At 42.0% G+C, this 24617-nt stretch carries 20 protein-coding genes, 5 tRNA genes and 1 pseudogene; 11 read left to right on the top strand and 15 right to left on the bottom strand.

The features are described from left to right. The first annotated feature begins 400 nt into the window (after nt 1–400). The 9 genes from aroA to ACROAE_RS11965 all read left to right on the top strand — a co-directional run bounded on the left by aroA (nt 401) and on the right by ACROAE_RS11965 (nt 8499). Nucleotides 401–1681: a 3-phosphoshikimate 1-carboxyvinyltransferase gene (gene aroA, locus ACROAE_RS12005; protein WP_432402007.1), complete on the top strand. Its 1281-nt coding sequence runs from the start codon at nt 401–403 to the stop codon at nt 1679–1681. A gap of 183 nt (nt 1682–1864) precedes the next feature. Then, a complete protein-coding gene (cmk, locus tag ACROAE_RS12000) occupies nt 1865–2554 on the top strand; it encodes a (d)CMP kinase (protein ID WP_432402005.1) in 690 nt (229 codons plus the stop codon). A 116-nt stretch (nt 2555–2670) separates the two neighbouring features. Then, nucleotides 2671–4338: a 30S ribosomal protein S1 gene (gene rpsA / locus ACROAE_RS11995; protein ID WP_432402003.1), complete on the top strand. Its 1668-nt coding sequence runs from the start codon at nt 2671–2673 to the stop codon at nt 4336–4338. A 77-nt stretch (nt 4339–4415) separates the two neighbouring features. Further along, nucleotides 4416–4703, top strand: a complete 288-nt coding sequence (ihfB, locus tag ACROAE_RS11990; RefSeq protein ID WP_432402001.1) for an integration host factor subunit beta — start codon at nt 4416–4418, stop codon at nt 4701–4703. A 121-nt stretch (nt 4704–4824) separates the two neighbouring features. Then, a complete protein-coding gene (locus ACROAE_RS11985) occupies nt 4825–5121 on the top strand; it encodes a LapA family protein (RefSeq protein WP_432401999.1) in 297 nt (98 codons plus the stop codon). A gap of 1 nt (nt 5122) precedes the next feature. Continuing rightward, nucleotides 5123–6283: a lipopolysaccharide assembly protein LapB gene (lapB, locus tag ACROAE_RS11980; RefSeq protein WP_432401997.1), complete on the top strand. Its 1161-nt coding sequence runs from the start codon at nt 5123–5125 to the stop codon at nt 6281–6283. 55 nt (nt 6284–6338) lie between these two features. Further along, nucleotides 6339–7037 carry an orotidine-5'-phosphate decarboxylase gene (gene pyrF / locus ACROAE_RS11975; protein WP_432401995.1) on the top strand — a complete coding sequence of 233 codons (699 nt, stop codon included), beginning with the start codon at nt 6339–6341 and terminating at the stop codon, nt 7035–7037. A 41-nt stretch (nt 7038–7078) separates the two neighbouring features. After that, a complete protein-coding gene (locus tag ACROAE_RS11970; protein ID WP_432401992.1) occupies nt 7079–7921 on the top strand; it encodes an SDR family oxidoreductase in 843 nt (280 codons plus the stop codon). 26 nt (nt 7922–7947) lie between these two features. Further along, entirely contained in the window at nt 7948–8499 is a 552-nt protein-coding gene (locus ACROAE_RS11965; RefSeq protein ID WP_432401989.1) for a DUF2058 domain-containing protein, read from the top strand. 121 nt (nt 8500–8620) lie between these two features. Here ACROAE_RS11965 and ACROAE_RS11960 read toward each other — a convergent pair. From ACROAE_RS11960 to ACROAE_RS11890, 15 genes and pseudogenes are all read right to left on the bottom strand, one after another. Beyond that, nucleotides 8621–8892: pseudogene (locus ACROAE_RS11960) on the bottom strand (transposase domain-containing protein); the annotation flags it as partial. A gap of 579 nt (nt 8893–9471) precedes the next feature. Then, a complete protein-coding gene (gene gloA / locus ACROAE_RS11955) occupies nt 9472–9882 on the bottom strand; it encodes a lactoylglutathione lyase (protein WP_432401987.1) in 411 nt (136 codons plus the stop codon). A 569-nt stretch (nt 9883–10451) separates the two neighbouring features. After that, the gene (gene nth, locus ACROAE_RS11950; RefSeq protein WP_432401985.1) at nt 10452–11093 is read right to left on the bottom strand and encodes an endonuclease III; all 642 of its coding nucleotides are present in this window, start codon (nt 11091–11093) and stop codon (nt 10452–10454) included. 10 nt (nt 11094–11103) lie between these two features. Beyond that, nucleotides 11104–11799 (bottom strand): electron transport complex subunit E, encoded by a 696-nt coding sequence (locus ACROAE_RS11945; RefSeq protein ID WP_432401983.1) that lies wholly within the window; start codon nt 11797–11799, stop codon nt 11104–11106. Next, nucleotides 11792–12415 (bottom strand): electron transport complex subunit RsxG, encoded by a 624-nt coding sequence (gene rsxG, locus ACROAE_RS11940; protein WP_432402146.1) that lies wholly within the window; start codon nt 12413–12415, stop codon nt 11792–11794. Before rsxG ends, ACROAE_RS11945 begins: the two co-directional genes overlap by 8 nt. A 23-nt stretch (nt 12416–12438) precedes the next feature. Beyond that, complete coding sequence (rsxD, locus tag ACROAE_RS11935) at nt 12439–13491, bottom strand: electron transport complex subunit RsxD (protein WP_432401981.1); 1053 nt, start codon at nt 13489–13491, stop codon at nt 12439–12441. A 2-nt stretch (nt 13492–13493) separates the two neighbouring features. After that, nucleotides 13494–16220, bottom strand: a complete 2727-nt coding sequence (rsxC, locus tag ACROAE_RS11930; RefSeq protein WP_432401979.1) for an electron transport complex subunit RsxC — start codon at nt 16218–16220, stop codon at nt 13494–13496. Continuing rightward, entirely contained in the window at nt 16214–16792 is a 579-nt protein-coding gene (rsxB, locus tag ACROAE_RS11925) for an electron transport complex subunit RsxB (protein ID WP_432401977.1), read from the bottom strand. Before rsxB ends, rsxC begins: the two co-directional genes overlap by 7 nt. Before the next feature lies 1 nt (nt 16793). Beyond that, nucleotides 16794–17372: an electron transport complex subunit RsxA gene (rsxA, locus tag ACROAE_RS11920; RefSeq protein ID WP_188916400.1), complete on the bottom strand. Its 579-nt coding sequence runs from the start codon at nt 17370–17372 to the stop codon at nt 16794–16796. Nucleotides 17373–17511: 139 nt separating this feature from the next. Then, nucleotides 17512–19410, bottom strand: coding sequence for an EAL domain-containing protein (locus tag ACROAE_RS11915; RefSeq protein ID WP_432401974.1), 1899 nt, complete (start codon nt 19408–19410; stop codon nt 17512–17514). 325 nt (nt 19411–19735) lie between these two features. Beyond that, a tRNA-Asn gene (locus tag ACROAE_RS11910) sits at nt 19736–19811 on the bottom strand. 51 nt (nt 19812–19862) lie between these two features. Continuing rightward, nucleotides 19863–19938: transfer RNA gene (locus ACROAE_RS11905), tRNA-Asn, on the bottom strand. Between the two features lie 29 nt (nt 19939–19967). Further along, nucleotides 19968–20043: transfer RNA gene (locus ACROAE_RS11900), tRNA-Asn, on the bottom strand. Between the two features lie 23 nt (nt 20044–20066). Next, a tRNA-Asn gene (locus ACROAE_RS11895) sits at nt 20067–20142 on the bottom strand. A 33-nt stretch (nt 20143–20175) separates the two neighbouring features. Further along, a tRNA-Asn gene (locus ACROAE_RS11890) sits at nt 20176–20251 on the bottom strand. A gap of 1464 nt (nt 20252–21715) precedes the next feature. On the opposite strand from ACROAE_RS11890, the gene uvrB reads away from it, so the two are divergent. After that, nucleotides 21716–23737, top strand: coding sequence for an excinuclease ABC subunit UvrB (gene uvrB / locus ACROAE_RS11885; protein ID WP_432401972.1), 2022 nt, complete (start codon nt 21716–21718; stop codon nt 23735–23737). 95 nt (nt 23738–23832) lie between these two features. Beyond that, entirely contained in the window at nt 23833–24606 is a 774-nt protein-coding gene (locus tag ACROAE_RS11880) for an EAL domain-containing protein (protein ID WP_432401970.1), read from the top strand. Nucleotides 24607–24617 lie beyond the last annotated feature (11 nt).

The raw sequence follows: 24617 nt of genomic DNA, 5'->3' as shown, positions 1-24617 counted from the left end.
TACTAAGCATAACGTGCTTTAAACACAGAGTTAAAGTGATTATTGTCGGTTAGGATGATTAATTGCGCCTTGAGATTTTTTCATTTGGAAAGTTAATTGAACAGACAAATAATACTGTCATATCGAGAGATTATCTGGTGTAATGGCTGGCCATTACATTGTTTTGAATTTATCTTAAGTCAATCGTGAGTATTGGCGGCGTAAATAATCCAATTTATGCTTGATATTACTGCCGTAATCCGTATTTTTGTAACGTTGAAATCGTCATCAAATGACGTCGATAGGTTTGTACCTATTAATATGAATTTGTGCCACTTGATTTACGCTGTTTGGCAATAACTGAGTGATGTTTACCACCAAGATTAACGTGAACTTAATCTGTAGCAAAAGAAGAAAGCAAATGAAGCAACTGCGTCTTGATCCAATTACCTGCATAAACGGCGAAATTAATATCCCTGGCTCTAAAAGCATTTCCAATCGTGCATTATTGTTAGCCACACTTGCCAAGGGCAGCACGACTCTGACTAATTTGCTTGACTCAGATGACATCCGATATATGTTGGCATCACTCAAGCAATTAGGTATTCAATACAGGTTAAGTGACGATAAAACCGTTTGTGTCGTTGAAGGTAATGCTGGCCCAATATCATCTACCACAGTACAGAGCTTATTTTTAGGGAATGCTGGCACGGCAATGCGTCCATTATGTGCAGCATTAACACTCGGTCAGGGAGAGTTTACCCTTACTGGTGAGCCTCGCATGGAAGAGCGTCCTATCGGCGATTTAGTTGATGCATTACGTCAATTAGGTGCTGATGTGACTTACCTTAAAAATGACGGCTTTCCGCCATTAACCATTAACGCTACCGGCCTTAATGGTGGTGATGTGGACATTGCTGGAGATTTATCCAGTCAGTTTTTAACGGCTTTATTGATGGTTGCGCCATTAACTAAAGACAGCGTTAACATCAAAATCAAAGGCGAATTAGTTTCAAAACCTTATATCGATATTACGATTGCGCTAATGAAACAGTTTGGTGTTGAGGTTATTAACCACCAATATCAACGATTTGAAATTAAAGCCGGTCAACAGTATGTGTCACCAGGTAAAGTATTAGTAGAAGGCGATGCATCATCGGCATCGTACTTTTTAGCCGCCGGTGCGATACAAGGTGGTGAAGTTAAAGTTACTGGCGTAGGGCGATTAAGCATTCAAGGCGATGTTAAGTTTGCTGACGCTTTAGCTAAAATGGGCGCCGATATAGAGTGGGGCGATGATTACATTATTGCCCGTAAATCGTCGTTAACGGCCATCGAAATGGACATGAACCATATTCCTGATGCGGCCATGACCATTGCTACGGCTGCGTTATTTGCCAAAGGCACTACCAAACTGACTAATATTTACAACTGGCGCATTAAAGAAACCGATCGCTTAGCTGCAATGGCGACAGAACTGCGTAAAGTAGGGGCGATTGTTGATGAAGGACATGATTACATCACCATTACACCACCTGCTCAGTTAAACACGGCTGATATTGATACGTATAATGATCACCGTATGGCGATGTGTTTTTCATTAATGGCCTTCGCTGATTGTGGCATTACCATTAACGATCCAGATTGTACGTCTAAAACATTCCCCGACTATTTTGCCCAGTTTAGTCGTTTAGCTAAATAAGCTGATATCATCTGTTTACCTGTCGCCCTTTTGTGTTTCTTTACAATGCAAAAGGGCGATCTTGGTTCAAATAACTAAAAATTCATCAGTAATTAACATTTATTTGTTATACAATGCGCGCGCTCAATTTTGGCGAAACCCTTTTTTATTATCAGGGAAGATAGATTATTTTCGGAGGAAATTATGTCTGAACGGTCTCCAGTGATCACAGTTGATGGCCCTAGCGGTGCAGGGAAAGGGACAATCTGTCAATTATTGGCACAGCATTTAGGCTGGCACTTATTAGACAGTGGTGCAATTTATCGTGTATTAGCGTTAGCCGCTATTCATCATGATGTAGAATTAGAAAATGAAGAAGCATTAACACTGCTGGCTGCCCACCTTGATGTGCAGTTTCTTACTGGCACAGAGCAAGATGCCATTAAAGTGATTTTAGAAGGTGAAGACGTCACGACGACTATCCGCACCCAAGAATGCTCCAATGCCGCCTCAAAAGTGGCCGCATTACCCCGCGTACGTGAAGCATTATTGCGTCGTCAACGTGCTTTTAGTACCGCCCCAGGGTTAGTGGCCGATGGTCGTGATATGGGCACAGTGGTTTTTTCTAAAGCACCAGTAAAAATATTTTTAACGGCGTCCGCTGAAGAACGGGCGCAAAGACGCTATAATCAGTTGCAGGACAAGGGCTTCGATGTTAAAATCGACCGCCTTTTAGCAGAAATTATTGAACGAGATGACCGTGATATTAATCGCGCCGCCTCGCCGCTAGTGCCTGCTAAAGATGCACTTGTTATTGATACAAGCGGCATAGGCATTAACGATGTATTGAAGCAAGTGCTTGAATATGTTGAACAAAAAATTACTGTAGCCTAATCGAATTCCCGATTAACGCGCACAGTAGGTATTCGTGTTAAGGATGATACGAATAATATTACTAGACTCCACATCTAGGATGGATGGTGGTTTATTTAATGAAAGTAACCTAAAACATGACTGAATCTTTTGCTGATCTATTTGAACAATCCCTTCAAACTCTTGAGTTCCGTCCAGGTTCTATCGTTCGTGGTACAGTTGTTGCCATCGAAAACGGTATGGTACTTGTAGACGCTGGTCTTAAGTCTGAAAGCCCAATCAACGCTGACGAATTCAAAAACGCACAAGGCGTTCTAGAAATTCAAGTTGGTGATGAAGTTGACGTAGCCCTTGACTCTGTTGAAGATGGCTTCGGTGAGACTCAATTGTCTCGCGAAAAAGCTAAGCGTCATGAAGCTTGGATCGTTCTAGAAAAAGCGTACGAAGATGCTGAAACTGTAATCGGTATCATCAATGGTAAAGTTAAAGGTGGTTTCACTGTTGAATTAAACGGTATCCGCGCCTTCTTACCAGGTTCTCTAGTTGACGTGCGCCCAGTTCGCGACACAGCTCACTTAGAGTACAAAGAATTAGAATTCAAAGTTATCAAGCTTGATCAGAAGCGCAACAACGTTGTTGTTTCTCGTCGTGCAGTTATCGAATCTGAAAGCAGTGCTGAGCGTGATGCACTTCTTGAAAATCTACAAGAAGGCCAAGCAGTTAAAGGTATCGTTAAGAACCTTACTGATTACGGTGCATTCGTAGATTTAGGTGGCGTTGACGGTCTATTACATATCACTGATATGGCGTGGAAACGTGTTAAGCACCCATCTGAAATCGTTAATGTTGGTGACGAAATCAACGTTAAAGTTCTTAAGTATGACCGTGAGCGTACTCGCGTATCACTAGGTCTTAAGCAACTTGGCGAAGATCCATGGTTAGAAATCAGCAAGCGTTACCCAGAAAGCACTAAGCTTACTGGTCGCGTAACTAACCTTACTGACTACGGCTGCTTCGTAGAAATCGAAGAAGGCGTTGAAGGTTTAGTACACGTTTCTGAAATGGATTGGACTAACAAAAACATTCACCCATCTAAAGTTGTTAACTTAGGTGATGAAGTTGAAGTGTTAGTACTAGACATCGATGAAGAACGTCGTCGTATTTCTCTAGGCCTTAAACAGTGTAAAGTTAACCCATGGGATGACTTCGCTACTAAGTTTAACAAAGGCGACAAAGTATCTGGTAAGATCAAGTCAATCACTGACTTCGGTATCTTTATCGGTCTTGACGGTGGAATCGATGGTCTTGTTCACTTATCTGACATTTCTTGGAACGGTACTGGCGAAGACGCAGTTTCTGAATACAAGAAAGGCGACGAAATCCACGCAGTGGTTCTATCTGTAGACCCAGAGCGTGAGCGCATCAGCTTAGGTGTTAAGCAAACTGAAGATGATCCATTCAACGCATACTTAGCTGACAAGAAGAAAGGCACCGTAGTTAACGGTACTGTTTCTGCTGTTGACGCTAAAGGTGTTACAGTTGAATTAGCAGACACTGTTGAAGGTTACATCCGTGTAGCTGACATTTCTGCAGAGCGCATCGAAGATGCATCTACTGTTTACTCAGTAGGTGACGCAATCGAAGCTAAGTTCATGGGTGTAGATCGTAAGAACCGTTCTATCAGCTTATCTATCAAAGCGAAAGATGAAGCTGAACAGAAAGAAGCGATTGCTACTCTGAACAAGCAAGATGACGTTGTAATGAGCAGCGCGATGGCTGAAGCCTTCAAAGCGGCTCGTAAGTAATCGAAAATCGCCTGTTGTATGGGGACGTCGTCCCCATTAGGCGACTGTGTTTGGCTTGATAATATAGGATAGCTAAGATGACAAAATCTGAACTGATCGAAAAACTCGCCACTAGGCAGTCGCAATTGTCGGCGAAAGAAGTGGAAAGTGTAATCAAAGAAATGTTGGAGCAAATGGCGACAACATTAGAAGGCGGTGATCGTATAGAAATCCGTGGCTTTGGTAGTTTTTCTCTTCACTATCGTGCACCTCGTACTGGTCGTAACCCAAAAACAGGCACATCTGTTGATTTGGAAGGCAAGTATGTACCGCACTTTAAGCCAGGCAAAGAACTGCGCGAACGTGTCGATGCTGTTAATGTTTGATTTACGCTTTAAAAAAAGCCTCCTTTTGGAGGCTTTTTTGTATCTAATGACAGTCAACGCTGGTCAGCTCAGTAAATTTCTTGGATAATCATTATATTGATGCGTATACATGGAGAATAGCGTGAGATCTTTTATTGTTATTGTACTAATTGGATTACTCTTTGTTTTAGCTTTACTATTTGGAGCTAAAAACGAACAAGTCGTAACGTTGAGTTACTTTATCGCAGAAGGTGAATACCGCTTGCCGGTTGTACTTGCGACCGTGTTTTTTAGCGGGTTTATTCTTAGTTGGGTATTTGCAAGTTATCACATTATCAAGCTCAAAATGGCGTTACGTAAGAGTAATAAAGCCTTGAAAAAATTCACTGCAGTCGATGCGATAAACATTGACGTAACCCCAAAGGATCAAGCTGTCTAGTATGCTAGAAATCTTGTTCTTGTTATTGCCCATTGCTGCCGGATACGGTTGGTATATGGGGCGACGAAGTATTCGCCATAGCGATAGCCAACAAAGTAAAAAATTAAGCCGGGATTATTTTACCGGGCTTAATTTTTTATTGTCTAATGAGTCTGATAAAGCCGTAGACTTGTTTATTAGTATGCTAGATGTCGATGATGAAACCATTGATACCCATTTATCATTAGGGTCGTTATTTCGTAAACGCGGCGAAGTTGACCGCTCCATCCGCATTCATCAAAATTTGATTGCCCGTCCAAGTCTCACCAACGAACAGCGCGATATTGCGATGATGGAATTGGGCAAAGATTACATGGCTGCGGGTTTTTACGACCGTGCAGAAGAGATATTTCTCAATCTGGTTAGTCAGGACGATCACAGTGAAGAAGCTGAAACTCAGCTTATCTTGATTTATCAGGTGACCAAAGAATGGCAAAATGCCATTGATATCACCAAACGTTTACCGCGCAAACGTCAGCAAGTGCTTAAATGCACCACCGCCCATTTTTATTGCCAACTGGCAGATGAAGCCAGCAACGACGCTGATAAAATAAAAAAACTGCAGCAAGCCATTAAACAAGACAACAAATGCGGTCGTGCCTGGTTAACGCTAGCAAAAATTTACCTCGATGCAGGCCAACATGATTTATGTAAGCAGGCAATATCTGAGTTAAAAGTTGCTGATATTGATTTGTTCGCCGATGTAGTGGCTATTGCAAAGCAAGTGTACCGAGACACTCAAGATCCTGACGGTTTTCACGAATTATTAGCGAAAGCGATTGCCGATGGTGCAGGAGCCAGTGTGGTCGTGGCGTTAGCCGAGCATAAAATCAGTGTTAATCAACATCAAAGTGCTGAAACCATGATGCTCGATAATTTATATCGCCATCCGACGATGAAAGGTTTTCAGCATTTAATGAAGTTACACATTAAACAAGCAGAAGATGGCCAAGCGAAACAAAGCTTATCAATGCTAGAGCAGCTTGTAGAACAGCAAATTAAATTCCGTCCAAGCTACCGCTGTACTGCCTGTGGGTTTCCATCTCACAGTTTATATTGGCATTGTCCGTCATGTAAGCAATGGGGCAGTATAAAACGGATCAAAGGCCTTGACGGTGAGTAACCCTTCAAAAAACATTCTATAATAATTAACAAAAGCTATTGCCGCTGGAGTCCAAATGACTGATAAACCCATTGTAGTTGCCCTCGACTATGACAATAAAGCCGATGCCCTGACTTTTATTGATAAACTCGATCCAACCATGTGTCGTTTAAAAATCGGCAAAGAAATGTTTACCTTATTTGGCCCCCAATTAGTCAAAGACATTCACAGTCGTGATTTTGATTTATTCCTCGATTTAAAATTCCATGACATTCCTAATACTGTCGCTAAAGCGGTCGCCGCTGCAGCTGATTTAGGTGTGTGGATGACAAACGTGCATGCCAGTGGTGGCTTAGCCATGATGCAAGCGGCGAAAAATGCGTTAGTGCCGTTTGGTAAAGATGCACCCTTACTGATTGCAGTGACTGTATTAACGTCAATGTCGGATGAAGGTTTAGCGTTGCTTGGCATTAATGTGCCCGCATTCGAACATGTATTGCGTCTCGCTAAATTGACTCATCAAGCTGGTCTTGATGGTGTGGTGTGTTCCGCTCAAGAAGCGAAACTGCTTAAATCATCTTTCGGCCAGGATTTTACCCTAGTCACACCAGGGATCCGTCCCGCAGGCAGCGATGCCGGCGATCAACATCGGGTCATGACGCCACCACAAGCCATTGCAGCAGGTTCGGATTATTTGGTGATTGGCCGTCCTATTACACAAGCGGCAGATCCGCTAGCTGCGCTAAAAGCGATACATCAATCGCTTCAAGTATAAACATTTTATCGTCAATCAAAACAAACCAATAAGGGATGACAATGGTTACTAGCACAGGGGTTACTGACAACGGTTTTAGTTACGAAGGCAAGAATGTGGTTGTGGTTGGTGGCACATCAGGTATCAACCTGCAAGTCGCGATAGCGTTTGCCAAAGCCGGCGCCAATGTGGCAGTTGCCAGTCGCAGCATAGACAAAGTCAATGCTGCAGTAGAGCAACTTAAGCACGCCAATCCCCAAGCGCAGCATATCGGTGTTAGTTTTGATGTGCGCGATAATGAAGCGCTAACCGTTGGCTTTAGCACTATTGCTGATGCATTTGGAACAATCGATGTGTTGGTCAGTGGCGCAGCAGGTAATTTCCCTGCAAGCGCTGCAAAATTGTCTAATAACGGTTTTAAGTCTGTCATTGATATTGATTTGATTGGCAGTTTTCAGGTGCTTAAACAAGCTTATCCGTTATTGGTGCGCCCAGGCGCGAGCATTATTCAAATTTCAGCGCCACAAGCTTATATTGCGATGCCACTGCAAGTTCATGTGTGTGCCGCAAAAGCGGGTGTTGATATGTTAACCCGCACCTTAGCGCTAGAGTGGGGCATTGAAGGGGTTCGAATTAACTCAATTGTGCCAGGCCCAATTGCCGACACAGAAGGCTTTAACCGTTTAGCGCCCAGTGATGAATTACAACAACGTGTGGCTAATAGCGTGCCATTAAAGCGTAACGGCAAAGGCCAAGATATTGCTAACGCAGCATTATTTCTTGCATCCGACATGGCATCGTACATTACCGGTGTGGTATTGCCCGTTGATGGCGGTTGGTCATTAGGTGGCGCCAGTATTGCGATGACCGAATTAGGCGACATTGCCGCCAAACATGGCTTATAAACATTATTACTTAAAGGTAACAAATCATGGCAAATGCATTACAAGATCAATTACTCAAAGCCGGTCTTGCCAGCAAGCAAAAAGTACGCGATGTGAAGACCCAGCAACGTCGCAATAAAAAAGCCAAAGTCGATGATGGCAGTTCAGAGCTTAAGCAACAAATTGCCGAGCAGAAATTAGAACAGGCTAAAAAAGACAAAGCCTTAAATGAACAACGCTTTGCAGAGGCGTCTGAAAAAGGCCAAGTGCGCGGCTTAATTAGTGAGTTTTCTCAATTTGCCATCAAGATCCCTAAAGATGCTGAGCTTAAGTTTAACTACACCTTAGAAAACAAAATTTATTCGTTGTACATTACCGATAAAATTCAAGCCGAGTTGCTTAATGGCACTTTAGGAATTGTACGCTACGAAGACAAAAGCTACCTGGTGCCACATAAACTCGCTGAGCGCGTGAAGTTATTAGTTCCTCAGTGGTGTGGTTATTTGTGGGACAAAGCAGCGAAAGATGCTGTTGCGCAAGTCAGTGATGCTAATGACCCGTATGCAGATTACGCTATTCCAGATGATTTAATGTGGTAACGATTACCCTAAAAAGCCTCTTCAACGAGGCTTTTTTTTGGACCTTTTATTCGTTAACTTGATCTCGGTTTGCTGTGCGCGCTAAATCTAGGCTATTTACTTTCGTTTCAGGAGTTCGCTATACCACGCCATCAACGCCAAAAATAATCAAATCACACCAATCAGGATGCTCAGCACGTTGATGCCAAGTGACGGCTGAGCGATAGAATATATTGCGAACCACATGACTTCCCAACATTTTGCTGCCCTGTGTTGCAGCACTTCTCGAGACATAATCAATTTTTCGTGATCAGACAATATCAAGCTTCTTAATCAATTAATGAACGGGTTCATTGCGAAATACATACCTATATCAGACCAAACCATAGCGTCCATGGGAAGTCTCTCAGTCTTATACCATTTCCATTAATTATGTGACCAATCAGAGCCACTCAGACTTTCCAGTTTGAGGCGCATTGTTGAAAGAATGGGTATTCCCTTTTAAGGCGATGCAACAAAGAAATGGAAAGTCTGAGTGTCTCCTGCAAGGCGGGTTTCTGTGCCTTCTATACTGCTTAATAGCATTTTGAGGTACGACTGCATGGATGCAGTAGGTAGAGCAACGCAGGAGCAGTTGCCGAGAACAACTATGCCTACAATCCTATTACTTGCCTAGAAGACACAGAATTCCCACTGAATGACCAGATAATTGCTGGAATTGGTATTATGTGGGTCTAGATAAGATTGAATAATAGCGGGTTCATGGACATCAGGAAGGCATGAGAATTCGATCTGGTCGTTAATTGAAGTACGGGTAAGCGCTTCTGAAACGTCCATAAAAAAATCCGATAATCAAGATCATCGGATTTTGGCAGACTGAAAAGATCGGTCAAGAGATCTTTTTATGTTGTGTAGCTTCAGTTATTAACTGATCGGCATTAAGCTAATTGCTGGCTTTGTTATACTTAATGATAAAATGTATATGCGAACCGTTTAGCCTAAAGCCGAAGTCGCTGACTTTTTCTGAATTAATTCAATTTTATAGCCATCAGGATCTTCAACAAAAGCGATTTCAGTCGTGCCGCCTGCAACAGGACCTGGTTTGCGAGTCACTTTACCGCCTGCGGCAGTGATAGCGTCACAACGGGCATAAATATCTTCTTCACCTATGGCTAAATGGCCAAAACCGTTACCTAAGTCGTAGCTGTCTACCCCCCAGTTATACGTTAATTCAATAACAGCTTGGCCAGTGGTTTCTTCACCAAAACCCACGAAGGCGAGGGTATACTTGTATTCAGCATTTTCAGACTTACGCAGTAGTTTCATACCCATTACGTCAGTGTAAAAGGTTATGCTGCGATCTAAATCGCCAACGCGGATCATAGTGTGAAGTAATTGCGACATAATGTTCTCTCTTAAATAAAAATATACCTGACTGTATCAAGCTCAGATGACAATGAAAAGATGAGTGTCTGTTGATCTGTAACAATTTATATTTTATCAGACTCAACAGAGCGCTATTAAAAACTCGGTATTAAATCTCATTATTCAACAAAAAAACGGGATAATCCGACCCAGTAAATAACAGCATTAAAATGAATACCGTTATTTTTTTGCTTTAGCTCACATTTGTGATGATATTTTTTGGGTTCATAAGCAAAAGGCGTTATTCTTCTTTTATACCTACATGGAGGCAAGACAATGACAACAGAATTAAAAATGGCCTTAGGCACTACCGTTGTAATCGCAATTTGTTTTAGCGCATTTTTTGTGGCGATGTTTTAAATCAGTATTAAACAGTGCTACAGATTAAGCGACAAAGATTCAATGATAAATCACTTGGGATGTAATCAATAGATTCAATCCTTGTGACTAAAACGCTAGTTTATTGCATGTTAGTTGATGAGTTAACATACAATGAATTATAAAAAAATGACCAAAACACATTATGTGTATTGGTCATTTTTTTGCGGCTATTCTTCAGGGTAAATCTTTTCAGAGAACTCACAAAGGTCTTCGATAATACAAGAGCCACAACGTGGTTTGCGGGCAATACAAGTATAACGGCCATGCAAAATAAACCAATGATGTACATCCACCTTAAACTCGCTTGGGACTACTTTTAGCATTTTTTGCTCGACCTGGTCGACATTTTTACCGGGTGCAAACTTCGTGCGATTTGCCATTCGAAATATATGGGTATCTACTGCTATCGTAGGCCAGCCAAAGGCAGTGTTGAGGACCACATTAGCCGTTTTACGGCCAACACCGGGTAATGCTTCTAACGCCTCACGATTTTCGGGGACTTCGCCGCCGTGTAAATCGATTAACATTTTACATGCGTTAATCACGTTGATGGCTTTATTGTTATATAAACCAATGGTTTTGATATATTGCTTGAGCCCATCGACACCTAAGTCATAAATCGATTGAGCGGTATTCGCTACCGGGAATAACTTATCCGTTGCCTTGTTTACGCTAACATCTGTTGCTTGTGCTGATAATGTCACTGCCACTAATAATTCAAATGGGCTGGAAAAATTCAACTCAGTTTCTGGTTTTGGATTGTTATCTCGTAGTCGCGTTAATATCTGAATGCGTTTTTCTTTATTCATAATAATGTAGTTAACTTACCTTAGTGATCCGAGCGCGAGTCACTCCAACAGACTCCACTTTAGGCTGCCTAGCTTTAATTCTGCTGTCGATAACATTTTTAAGGGCAATGAGTAAGCCCATGCCGATAAATGCGCCTGGTGGCAACATGGCGAGTAAGAATGGGGTATCAACTTGCCAGACGTGTATTGTCAGTATACTGGCCCATTCACCTAATAATAAATCGGCTCCATCAAATAACGTGCCTTGGCCTAATAGCTCACGGCTTGCGCCTAATACGACTAATACTGCTGTAAAGCCTAAGCCCATCATTAAGCCGTCAAAAGCTGAATGCGCTAGTGAGTTACGCGATGCAAATGCTTCTGCCCGACCAATAATGACGCAGTTTGTGACGATGAGCGGTAAGAAAATTCCTAATGAAATATACAAATTATAAGCATAAGCATTAATTAATAATTGCACACAGGTCACTAAGGCTGCAATGATCATGACAAACACCGGAATACGGATTTCTTTTGGTACATAATCACGTACTAATGATACTAAGATGTTGGATCCAATTAATACCAATAGTGTCGCAACCCCTAAACCCAATGCGTTCGTGATGGTTGCGGTGACAGCCAGTAATGGACATAAACCAAGTAACTGGACAAGTCCTGGGTTATTTTTCCACAAACCTTGGCTCGCTATTTCGCGATAATTACTCATGGTTGCCCTCACACTTTACATGGCTTTTATACAAATCTTGACGATGAAGCTCTACAAAACTTAACGCTTTACTGATGGCTTTGACATAGGCGCGTGGCGTAATAGTGGCGCCAGTGAATTGATCAAATTGACCACCGTCTTTTTTCACTTTCCACAAGTCCGTATTATCTTTAAACAGTTTGCCACTAAAGTGAGTCACCCAATCTGATTTACGTAATTCAATTTTATCACCAAGACCAGGTGTTTCTTGATGCGATAGCGTGCGCACTCCCAATACTTGGCCGTCATTATCAATACCGATAATCAGCTTGATTTCACCGTTATAACCATCGGGGGCAATAGCTTCAATGGCAATCGCAACAGCTTGTTGATTCTTATAAGCTAAGTAAGCGGGTAAGGCATTTTTACTGCCCAGTAACTCTGGTGAGTGTACTAAAATACATTGCTCAAATAACACATTGTCATGTAAGTGAGTTGGAATGACTTGAGTTAAGGTTTCGGTTAGCTGCTTTTGTTGCTGTAGTGCGATAGTGTCGTGGGTGAGGGCATTAACGATCGCCACTAAACCCGTGCAACACAATGCAAACAGGGCTAACAATAAGCCATTTTTAATCATCGGATTATCATTAATAGACATGGTTAATTTCCTGTGCGATGACCGTAGCTACGTGGGCGGACATAGTAGTCAATAAATGGCGCGCACATATTGGCGAGCAATACCGCAAATGCCACCGCATCTGGGTAACCACCAAAAGTACGAATAAGGTAAATCAATACACCAATCATGGCGCCAAATATTAATCGACCTCGTGGACTGGTTGCCGCTGTCACCGGATCCGTAGCGATAAAAAAAGCCGCTATCATAGTGCCACCACTAAATAGGTGCATTAACGGACTGACAAAGGTATCGGGACTGATTAAAAAGCCGAAACTGGCACATACAAACACACTGGCAATGATAGCGCCGCTAATATGCCAGCGTATCACTTTGAGTTTTAACATGATAAGCCCACCAGCAAGGTAGGCCATATTAACCCAAAACCACCCTTCAGCAGCCATTCCAGAGAATATAGGTTTTGCTAAACTTTCCGTGGTGGTTAATCCCATGGATAAATCGGTTTTGAGCGTATCTAAAGGCGTAGCCATGGTTATGCCGTCTATACCTAAACGAAAATACTCAGGCGCAAAAGAGTGATTGATTTCAAAAATAGTTTGCACACTGGTCAGCAAAGAAACGTGATTCATTGCAATGGTTTGCGGTGCAACCCATGAGGTCATTTGAACGGGAAATGAAATAAGCAGTAATACATATGCAGCCATTGCCGGGTTAAATACATTATTGCCTAAACCACCATAAAGTTGTTTTACGATGACGATGGCAAAAAGGGTCCCGATAACAATTAACCACCAAGGCGCTAATGGCGGAATGGCAACAGCAAGTAATGACGCCGTAACCAATGCGCTATTATCACTCAGCGTCGCTTTAATGTTTTTATGACGTAGCTTCATTACCGCAGCTTCAGCGAGGTATGCCACGCTCACTGCCAAGAGTAATTGAATTAAGGTTCCCAAACCAAAATAATAGCTTTGAACTGCAATACCCGGAATAAGGCATAAGGCCACCCGTTTCATCACGGTATTGGTGTGTAAACTGGTGCTCACATGGGGTGACGAGGCAATTTTAAATGCCATGATTATTGTTCCTCTTGCTCAGCACTGTTAGCGAGCTTTTTCGCTTTTGCTTTGGCAACAGCTGCCGCGACTTTGGCTTTTTTGATTTGTTCAGGGGTTAACTCAACAGCATCGTCATTGTTAATGACTGAAGTGGTATTGCTAACAGATACTGTCTCATGTTCAAACGTTGGTGTCGTTTCAGTGTGCAAGCTAGCCACGTTATCATCTGTTATTGCTTGAGATATTGCAGGTATAGCCTCTAATAATGATTCATTTTTTAATGGTTCATTATTTATTGATTCACTTTCTGTTGATTCAAGAGGGGTAACGGCTATATCCGTTTGGCTGGCTTGAGCAAGCTTTTTAGCTTTTGCTTTAGCGACGGCCGCTGCGACACGGGCTTTTTTATCATCAATGGCATCTATTGGTGATTCAATATTAACCGTTGATACAATTTCAGTTGCTGGGACAGGTCCTGTTGCCGTCACGTCCGTTTGTCCGGCTTGAGCAAGTTTTTTAGCTTTTGCTTTAGCGACAGCCGCTGCGACACGGGCTTTTTTATCATCAATGGCATCTATTGGTGATTCAATATTAACCGTTGATTCAATTTCAGATGTTGGTACAGATGCTGCTGATGTGACGTCGGTTTGGCTGGCTTGAGCAAGTTTTTTAGCTTTTGCTTTGGCAACAGCCGCTGCGACACGGGCTTTTTTATCATCAATGGCATCTATTGGTGATTCAATATTAACCGTTGATTCAATTTCAGATGTTGGTACAGATGCTGCTGATGTGACGTCAGTTTGACTTTCTTGAGCAAGTTTTTTAGCTTTTGCTTTGGCAACAGCCGCTGCGACACGGGCTTTTTTATCATCAATGGCATCTGTTGATGATTCAATACTAATTGTTGATTGAGTTTCAGTTGCTGGCTCAGAACCTGCTGCCGTCGCGTCGGTTTGACTGGCTTGAGCTGCTTTCTTGGCTTTGGCGCGTGCAACCGCGGCGGCAATCTTAGCTTGCTTGTCATCGACGACAACGTCAGTGTCGTGTGTTGTGTTATTCGATTCACTGCTTAATGCTGTTGCTTGGGCCGCTTTTTTGGCTTTAGCGCGCTCAATGGCTGCATTAACTGCGGCTTTTTTAGGATCGACTGCTGTTAGCGGAGCTGGTGTTGTTGTTTCAACTGACGCAGTTGTTGAAGATATTGCCGCATCTTGCGCTTTTTTAGCCGCAATGCGCGCCATGGCGGCCGCAACGGCGTCTTTATCTGTTGACTTCATGCTTGCTTGACGTTTGGCGGCCGCTTCTTTGGCTTTCGCTTCACGCGCATTCTTTTCATCTTCTAAGCGCTGTAAGCGTGTTTCGAAACGGATTTTAGCTTGTTCCGCTTGACGTTTCTCTTCCGCTTCTATTTTTAATGCCGATTTAGCAACGCGATAATATTCAACTAACGGAATATCACTTGGGCATACATAACTGCAACAACCACACTCAATGCAGTCTTTTAAGTTAAAACTGGCCGCTTTATCGTACTCTTCGGCTTTTGCATGCCAAAAAAGTTGTTGTGGTAATAACAATGCAGGACAGGCCACTGCACACTCACCGCAACGTATACAGGCTTTTTCATCAACAACAGGAGCCATTTCATTTTGGCTTGGTACTAACAAGCAGTTAGTGCCTTTTAAAATAGGTACATCTAACTCAGCTAGGGCGTAACCCATCATCGGGCCACCGACAATGACTTTCTGCTCGGCAGATTCGATAAAATGAACCGACTGCAATGCATCTGCTACTGTAGTACCAATGGGTAACCAATAATTACCCGGTTGGCCAATGTGTTCGCCGGTTAAGGTGACAACGCGCTCAATAAGCGGTTTACCCTGATATATCGCCTCTTGAATAGCATAGGCGGTACCAACGTTGTGAACCACAATACCGAGTTGAGCAGGTATAGAGCCACTGGGCACTTCTTTGCCGGTAATAATTTGGATTAATTGCTTTTCACCGCCAGAAGGATACTTTGTCGGAATAACCGTGACACGAACGACGCCTTTAGGCAAATCGCTTCGATTAACCGCTGCTTGCATCGCTTGCGCTGCTTCAGGCTTATTGTCTTCAATGGCAATAATGATCCGCTGAGGGTTAAGTAAATGGTTAATCACCCCTACGCCAGACAAGATTTCATCACTGTGGTCGCGCATTAATCGATCATCTGAGGTGATATAGGGTTCGCACTCAATACCATTGATGATGACTAAGTTGATTTCACTGGCAGGATTGAGTTTGACATGGCTTGGAAATGCCGCGCCGCCCATGCCTGCAATACCTGCTAGTTTGATTTTATCTAATATTTGCGCTTTAGACAGTTGCTCAAGACTATTAGGGGTTAAATCACACCAGGTGTCTTGCCCGTCGGCTTCAATAATACAACTCAATGTTGGAAGCGAAGAAGGGTGGTTAGTTGCGTGTTGCTCTACGGCAATAATTTGCCCTGACGTAGGCGCATGAACCGGCAAATAAGTAAAGCCAGCACCTTCTGTGAGTGCCTGACCTTTTAACACTTTATCGCCCACTGCCACGGTCAACGTAGCTTGCTCACCGACTAACGGTACCGGTACGACAAAACGCTTAGCAAGGGGTAAGCGCGCAATCGCAGATTGATTAGAAAGTGTTTTTAATTGAGGAGGATGGATCCCACCAGGAGATTGCCACAACGACCCTTTATCAAGTTGTTCTAATAACGTTAGCACGCTTGTTCCTCTTGCTCAGAATGAATCACCTTGACTGGGATTGTGTTTAATTTCCAATCCCAATTTTGCAGAGTGGTTTCAACAGGGATCATGTCGATACAATCAACAGGGCAAGGTTCTACGCATAAATCACAACCCGTACAATCTTTGGCGATGACGGTGTGCATGAGTTTACCCGCGCCTAAAATGGCATCTACTGGGCAAGCTTGAATACATTTGGTGCAACCAATACATTCGTCTTCACGGATGTAAGCCACTTTTTTTACTGTAGATTGGGCTTCGGCATTTAAAGGTTCTTGATCAACCCCCATCAATTCGGCAATTTTCTCCATGGTCGCAGTACCGCCAGGAGGACACTTATTGATATGGTCACCATTGGCAATCGCTTCAGCGTAAGGCCGACAACCTGGGTATCCGCATTGGCCGCATTGCGTTTGCGGTAGCAAGGCTTCGACTTGATCGATAACCGGATTACCTTCGACTTTAAATTTCTTTGAGGCAAAACCTAAAATAACACCAAACACTAATGCCAATAAACTCAGCACAGCAACGGCAATAAATATACTTGTCATATTAGTTAACCAGCCCCGCAAACCCCATAAACGCTAACGACATTAGTCCAGCGGTGATCATCGCTATTGCGCCGCCTTTAAAGGGGACGGGCACATCGGCAGCCGCTAAGCGTTCACGCATAGCCGAAAATAAAATCAACACTAATGAAAAGCCAACCGCAGCCCCAAAACCATAAATAGCAGATTGAATAAAGTTATGGTCTTCATTTACATTGAGTAAAGCCACACCTAATACTGCACAGTTAGTGGTAATAAGCGGTAAATAGATACCCAAAGCACGATGCAGTGATGCACTGGTTTTTTGTACGACCATTTCAGTAAATTGGACTACAACGGCAATCACCAGAATAAAGCTCATGGTACGTAAGTAACTGAGGTCGAAAGGCTGTAATAAAAATTCATTGGTGAGATAGCTTAAAATTGAGGCGAGGGTTAATACAAACGTGGTCGCCATTGACATACCAATCGCAGACGCCAATTTGCTCGACACCCCCATAAAAGGGCATAGACCTAAGAATTTAACTAGGACGAAGTTATTAACCAGTACTGTGCCGATTAATAGAAGAAGGTACTCTGTCATTGCTACATTTTTTTGACCAATAGATCTTAGTATTATCTAAGGTTTAGCGTTGAGAAACAACGGATAAAAAACAAGGTTAAACATAAAATGCTTAACCTTGTAATAAAATGCTCAATTTTACCTTTTTATAACACAATAATTACTGTTTTTTGACCAGTAATTCAGGTTTTGCAATGTAATATCCTTGTAGGCCGTCAACGAGTAATTTTTCTAACGTTAATTTTTCGTCTTGTTTTTCAACACCGGTAGCAATTACCCGAATACTGATACGCTTAGCGATATCGACAATCATACGAACAAAAAACTTATTGTTGTTATCTTGCTCAATATTATCACTATAACTACTGTCTAATTTGATAAAGTCTGGGCGCACTTCTCGGAAAAATTTAAACGAGGTAAATCCTAAACCAAAACGCTCAATAGCCACTTTAGCACCGACTTTATGCATTTCGCTGACAAATTGATGACTGGAAATTAAATTGGCTTGCATACCAGACTCATTAAGTTCGAATATGATCCGAGATGCAATTTGACGATGCTTGGTCAATAGGTCTTTTAACCAGGTGGTAAAGCCATCTTGTAACGCCGATAATGCGCTAATGTTGACCCCCATGTTGCCGATAACACTTGGGTTTTCACTTAACACTTTAATGGTTTGTATCACAATCATTTTATCAAGTTCGACATTCAAACCGTAACGCTCAGCCATCGCAATCACTGTGGTCGTAGGCAGGTGTTTACCTTCAGCGTTATAAAAACGTGCTAACAGCTCACGATAGACGTCTGTTTGATTATTACAAGGCTGAATAGGTTGTTGATAAAAGTTAATGCTGCGGCGATTAATTAAGTCATCAATGGTAATTTTCCAATGGTCATCACCCAATTGCTCATCACCAGAGAGCTTCTCAAGTTGATAATATCGGTTAGGCCCTAATGTTTGTGCAATGCTGACTGCAGTGTCCGCTAATGCCATTAACGTTAAAGGTTCACACCCTTCTTTATAAGGCACCATGCCTGCATGGGCAATGGAATCACTACGAGTACTTTGAGCATACTCATCGAGATGACGTTTAAGACTCTCTAAACATTTTTCACCTTCTTTAAGTGTTAAGCCATCGATAAAGACCGCAAAGTCACCACTGGAGACTCTAAAACATTCATTTACCCCTAATGATGAAACCGCTTTACGAATACAATTAGCCAATTTAGCTAAATAATCATCACCCGCGGCTCGTCCATGTAGTTGGTTAATGCTCGCAAGCTCTGCGGCTTTTACCATGATTAAGACGCCATATTGCTGTTTATTTGATTGGCTTAAGTCTTCTAAAAATTGAGTAAAACGTTGCCGAGTAGAAAAACCACTGACGGGATCTTGGTAAGCTGCTTTAGTGAGTAATTCGTTTTCTTTTCTGACTCTGTCTAGGCTAAGTTTCAATTGGCTACGGCAAGTTTCAAGGGCATTGCCTAATGGGCGTAAAACCCCAGGGAAACGAGAACGTTCTAGTGCTAAAAAAGACAAATCAGGAATATGTGTAATGTACTCCGCTGCATACCGAATGCGTTTTTTATGTAATTGTACTAATGCTGCAAACAACAACATTAACAGAATATACGCACCAATTAATAAGGTGGCGGTTTGTTCAAGATCGGCAATATTCGCTGAAAGTACGCTTGATGTGTCTAATCGAACTTGCAAGCGTGCTTGGGGAAAAGAGTCAATGTGACCGAGCTCAATATCGAAAATTTTGCTGGCAAAGTCATCACTTGGACGTTGTAAGCTACCGTGAGTGAAGTTTAGATTGCTGTCAGTATTATGAATAAATTGGAAAAATTGAAAAGTAAATGTACTCGACATTTGTTGATATAAGGCTTCGCCGTCACCATCCCAGTTACGATATGTTTGCACATATTGCAAATAACTTGCGCGTGCGATTTCACCTTGTTCTTGAACTTCATTATTTTCAACCGAGTAAATACGGAAAACCAATAGGCCGAAAACAATTAACAGAACCAGCTGAAAGGATTTTGATAAGCCCATAAAACATCCATTCCTTACGAGTTGCCAATTTATGCCATTCAGCCAAATGCTGTTGTTAATAACAGTGTCATCTGGATGGGCATGATGATAAATGTGTTGTCACAATAGTGTATATATTAACCAATAATATTATAGCAGGTGTAGTATTAAATTATTATTAACCTAAAGCACTATAATCACAGGAAAAAACAGGTAAATTAGATGAGTAGAATGACTGTGTAGAAAACATTAAGTTAGCGACATTATCAATCAATAAAGTTTCAAAAGAAAGTGAGGGTATAGAGTAACAGAGAATTTTTACGAGGAATGAAGCTGATGTTAATAATGGCTCCCCAGACTGGACTCGAACCAGTGACATACGGATTAACAGTCCGCCGTTCTACCAACTGAACTACTGGGGAAGCGTATTATTACGATTGAACTATTTACTATCGAACTGTTTTGACTTGAAATGGCTCCCCAGACTGGACTCGAACCAGTGACATACGGATTAACAGTCCGCCGTTCTACCAACTGAACTACTGGGGAAGCGTATTATTTCAAATGCATTATCTCGATGGCTCCCCAAACTGGACTCGAACCAGTGACATACGGATTAACAGTCCGCCGTTCTACCAACTGAACTATTGGGGAATTATTTCGATAATTATAAACGTTGGCTCCCCAAACTGGACTCGAACCAGTGACATACGGATTAACAGTCCGCCGTTCTACCAACTGAACTATTGGGGAATTACGCTTATATTCTAAACTTACATACTAAATTGGCTCCCCAGACTGGACTCGAACCAGTGACATACGGATTAACAGTCCGCCGTTCTACCAACTGAACTACTGGGGAAACGTTTTTAGCAATGTATTGCTGAGAACGGAGCGCATAGTAAAACGCTCTGGTAACTGAGTCAACTCGAGTTATAAAAAAAAACGCATTTATGTGACTAATTGGTTATCAAATACACATCGTGCACGACTTTTGGGCGTTTATGTCGATTTTTGAACAATGAATAGAAAATGAAACACTTATATATTCAATTCAGTCTTTGTTGATCTTGTGCTCATTAAAGAAGAGTTAAATCAAAAGCGCAGCATGGTGCTCATGACTTAGGTGTCATTTTGATTCCAGTCGTAACTCGAGGTAATTGACTCCTCGGGAGGCCACTATTGGGTCACGCTATGGATAAGTACTAAAGTGAGTCTGTGCTTTGATTGCACATAAGTTTTTAAAAGACAGTAGCGATGAGCGCATTTATCTGTTTTATGAGTGGCGTTGGCAGCCTAGATTGTTTCTCTACTGGGGTTAGCACTCATGCATTGAAGCTGTGAGTTTTCGGTTACATCCATTTTTCGGTTACATTCATTGCACACATAAGGTTATGTCCAATACTGTTAACAATTTAAATGACCTACCGCGATGTGTTAATTGATATTGCTTTTGATCAAACCCTTTAACGTCGTTTGTGGGCACTCTTACATTAGGAAATAATGAACCGATTGTCTTGCTGTTTCGTATTGCATGTCAAATGTAATTAAATTTCATCAAAACATTCTTACGTTTTTATGAACCTTGCCATCGCGCTATCCCGCACCCACATTGGTGTTTAGTGAGTTATCCACTAAATCTGTGGATAAACATGTGGACTTCTTCTATAAATGCTCTTCAATCCCTTACTGAGCAAGGCTTGGACTTAAAATGCACTTATTCATTAGAGATAAATTAACTTGATTAAATTCAAATGAATACAAAAATCAACTGTTTTGTTTTTTCACTGTTCTGTGGATTGCAAAATTGTAATCCGTTTGCATTGTAGATTGTGTATTAAATTGCAGTTTAGTTTAGTTTTTCACCAATTTACACGCGGTATTTAACACCAAACGGCTTGTGTCGATAACGTCTATATAAGGATCGCATCGTTGTCATAATCAATGTTTGTATGGCGGTAAACGATCGTAATCGTCCTGCAAATACAGACATTACGCTAACGAGTACGCTTGTGCTTGAGTGGGTTTAATTTATAGTTCAACGATTCCGTGCTGTACATTGTTCAATTATATTGAAGAGATATCAATCTGATAAAAGTACCACCCAAATAGATCACTTTAGTTACCATAGCGTCAATCCCCGTAACCAGTAATGCTCAGCTTTTGAAATCGCTTATTTATCGGTATTTATTTTTCGTTATCTATTAGTATCGCCTATTTGTCATGGCTAGGTTGGCAATGCAGCAAGGCATATCAATATTTACAGTCGCAACCCATTAGCGTTTAGGTATATCATAAACAGTTCAATTATTAAGGAAGTCATGCAGTGTCAGAGTCAGTTTTCACCTTAGAGTCCAAATTTGAGCCCGCGGGCGACCAGCCCACTGCAATCAATCAATTAGTCGAGGGTCTTCACTCAGGCATTGCCAGCCAAACCTTATTAGGGGTGACAGGCTCAGGTAAAACTTACACCATTGCTAATGTGATTAAGCAAATGGGGCGTCCAACCATTATCATGGCGCCTAACAAAACGCTTGCGGCTCAGCTTTATGGCGAAATGAAAGAATTTTTTCCACACAATGCCGTTGAGTATTTTGTGTCTTACTACGACTACTATCAACCAGAAGCGTATGTACCCGCCTCAAATACCTTTATTGAAAAAGATGCATCGGTTAACGCCCATATTGAGCAAATGCGTTTATCGGCGACCAAAGCATTATTAGAACGAAAAGATGTGGTGCTTATTGCTTCTGTGTCTGCGATTTATGGCCTGGGTGATCCTGAGTCATACATGAAAATGTTACTGCATCTCCGTCAGGGTGACTTTATGGGGCAACGTGACATTCTTATTCGCCTCAGTGAATTACAATACAAGCGCAATGATATCGAACTGCAGCGTGGCACTTATCGTGTGCGTGGTGAAGTGATTGACATATTCCCCGCAGAATCGGAACGCGAAGCCATCCGCATTGAATTGTTTGACGATGAAATAGAACGTTTGAGCGAATTTGATCCACTGACTGGACAAATAAATAAGCGCATCGTGCGGACCACTATTTATCCTAAAACGCACTATGTCACTCCACGTGAAAAAATATTAGCGGCAACAGAAGACATTAAAGAAGAATTACGTGAGCGTCGGCAATTCTTGCTCGACAACAACAAACTTATCGAAGCGCAACGGATCACCGAAAGAGTGCAATACGACGTCGAAATGATGGTTGAATTAGGTTATTGCTCAGGTATCGAAAACTACTCACGTTATTTGTCGGGGCGGGGCACCGGTGAAGGACCTCCGACGCTTCTGGATTATTTACCTGCAGACGGTTTGTTGATTATTGACGAATCGCACGTGACGGTGCCACAAATAGGCGCAATGTACAAAGGCGATCGTAGCCGTAAAATGAATCTAGTCGAGTACGGATTTAGATTACCCTCAGCACTCGACAACCGCCCGTTAATGTTCGAAGAGTTCGAGCGTTTAATGCCGCAAACCATTTTTGTTTCGGCCACACCTAGCCAGTACGAGCTTGATAAAAGTGATGGCGAAATTGCTGAGCAACTCGTTCGTCCAACCGGATTACTTGATCCGGTACTTGAGGTTCGCCCTGTTGGGATCCAAGTAGACGATTTATTATCTGAAATTCATAAACGCGTGGCGGTAAATGAGCGAGTATTAGTGACAACGTTAACTAAACGTATGTCAGAAGACTTAACTGAATACCTCGACGAACATGGCGTTAAAGTGCGTTACTTACACTCAGATATTGACACTGTTGAGCGAATTGAAATTATTCGTGATCTTCGCTTAGGTCATTTTGATGTGTTAGTCGGGATTAACTTATTACGTGAAGGCCTGGATTTACCCGAAGTATCGTTAGTGTGTATTCTTGATGCCGATAAAGAAGGCTTTTTACGCTCTGAACGTTCGCTTATTCAGACGATTGGCCGCGCTGCACGTAACGTTAATGGTAAAGTGATTCTCTATGCCGACAGAATCACCAACTCAATGGCAAAAGCCATGGGTGAAACTGAACGTCGACGTGAAAAACAACATCAGCACAATTTAAAGCTTGGGATTGTACCTCGCGGCGTCGTGAAGAGTATCACCGACGTAATGGATGTAGGCGATCCTAAAAAAGCCAAAGGTCAGCACAAACAACAAGGCAAATATGCACAAGTGGCAGACAATCGTGCAACGTACACCAGTGTTGCTGATTTGAGCCATCAAATCGATGCACTTGAAAAGCAAATGCACGAATTTGCCAGAAACTTAGAATTTGAACAAGCCGCAGCGCTTCGCGATGAAGTTAAACAACTACGTGAGCAAATTATTTTAAACAGCTAGCCAATCTTAGTAGACTACACTTTATGTAAAGTGCTTTAATTGAATTGCTTATGACGCATTGATGCGCAAACGACAGAGAATGAACTGGTATAAATATGACATCAGACGATATAAATTGCGATAAAGTAGTGTGTAATCATTGTATCGATGATAATGAGCTCGGCTTTGATTTTACCATGGCATTCCAACCGATTATCAATTGCCAAACCATGGACGTTTTTGGTTATGAGGCGCTAGTGCGCGGCGTCAATAATGAATCGGCTTATTCTATTATCGCTAAGGTTAACGACGATAACCGCTACTTGTTCGATCAACTTTGTCGCATCAAAGCAATCGCTTTAGCTGCAAAGTTGCGGATCGATTCCATGTTAAGCATTAACTTTTTACCGAATGCGATTTATAAACCCGAGCGCTGTATTCGCACTACGCTTGAGGCGGCTAAAAAATATCAATTCCCGACTGAACGGATTATGTTTGAGTTTACTGAAGTTGAAAAGATTGAAGACAGCGAACACATCAAAAAAATTGTTAATTATTATCAAGCGTTAGGATTTAAAACCGCGACCGATGACTTTGGTTCTGGTTTTTCTGGGTTGAATTTATTAGCCGACTTCCAAACGGATATTATTAAGCTTGATATGGGGCTTATCCGCAATATTCATTTAAATACAACGCGTCAGATCATCGTCAGCCATTGCTTGAATATGATGCACGAACTCAATATCACGGTTTTAGCCGAAGGGATTGAAACCATGGAGGAGTATCTTTGGTTAAAAAATGCCGGTATCGAGCTAATGCAAGGTTATCTTTTTGCCAAACCCGGATTTGAATGTTTGCCTGACATTGATTTTGAGTTGCTCAAGGCATAAATCAGATAATA

Source organism: Shewanella sp. MF05960 (genome assembly GCF_050849305.1).
Lineage (GTDB): Bacteria > Pseudomonadota > Gammaproteobacteria > Enterobacterales > Shewanellaceae > Shewanella.
The sequence above is the reverse complement of the archived record's forward strand: the minus strand, read 5'-3'. Positions and strand labels throughout refer to the sequence as shown.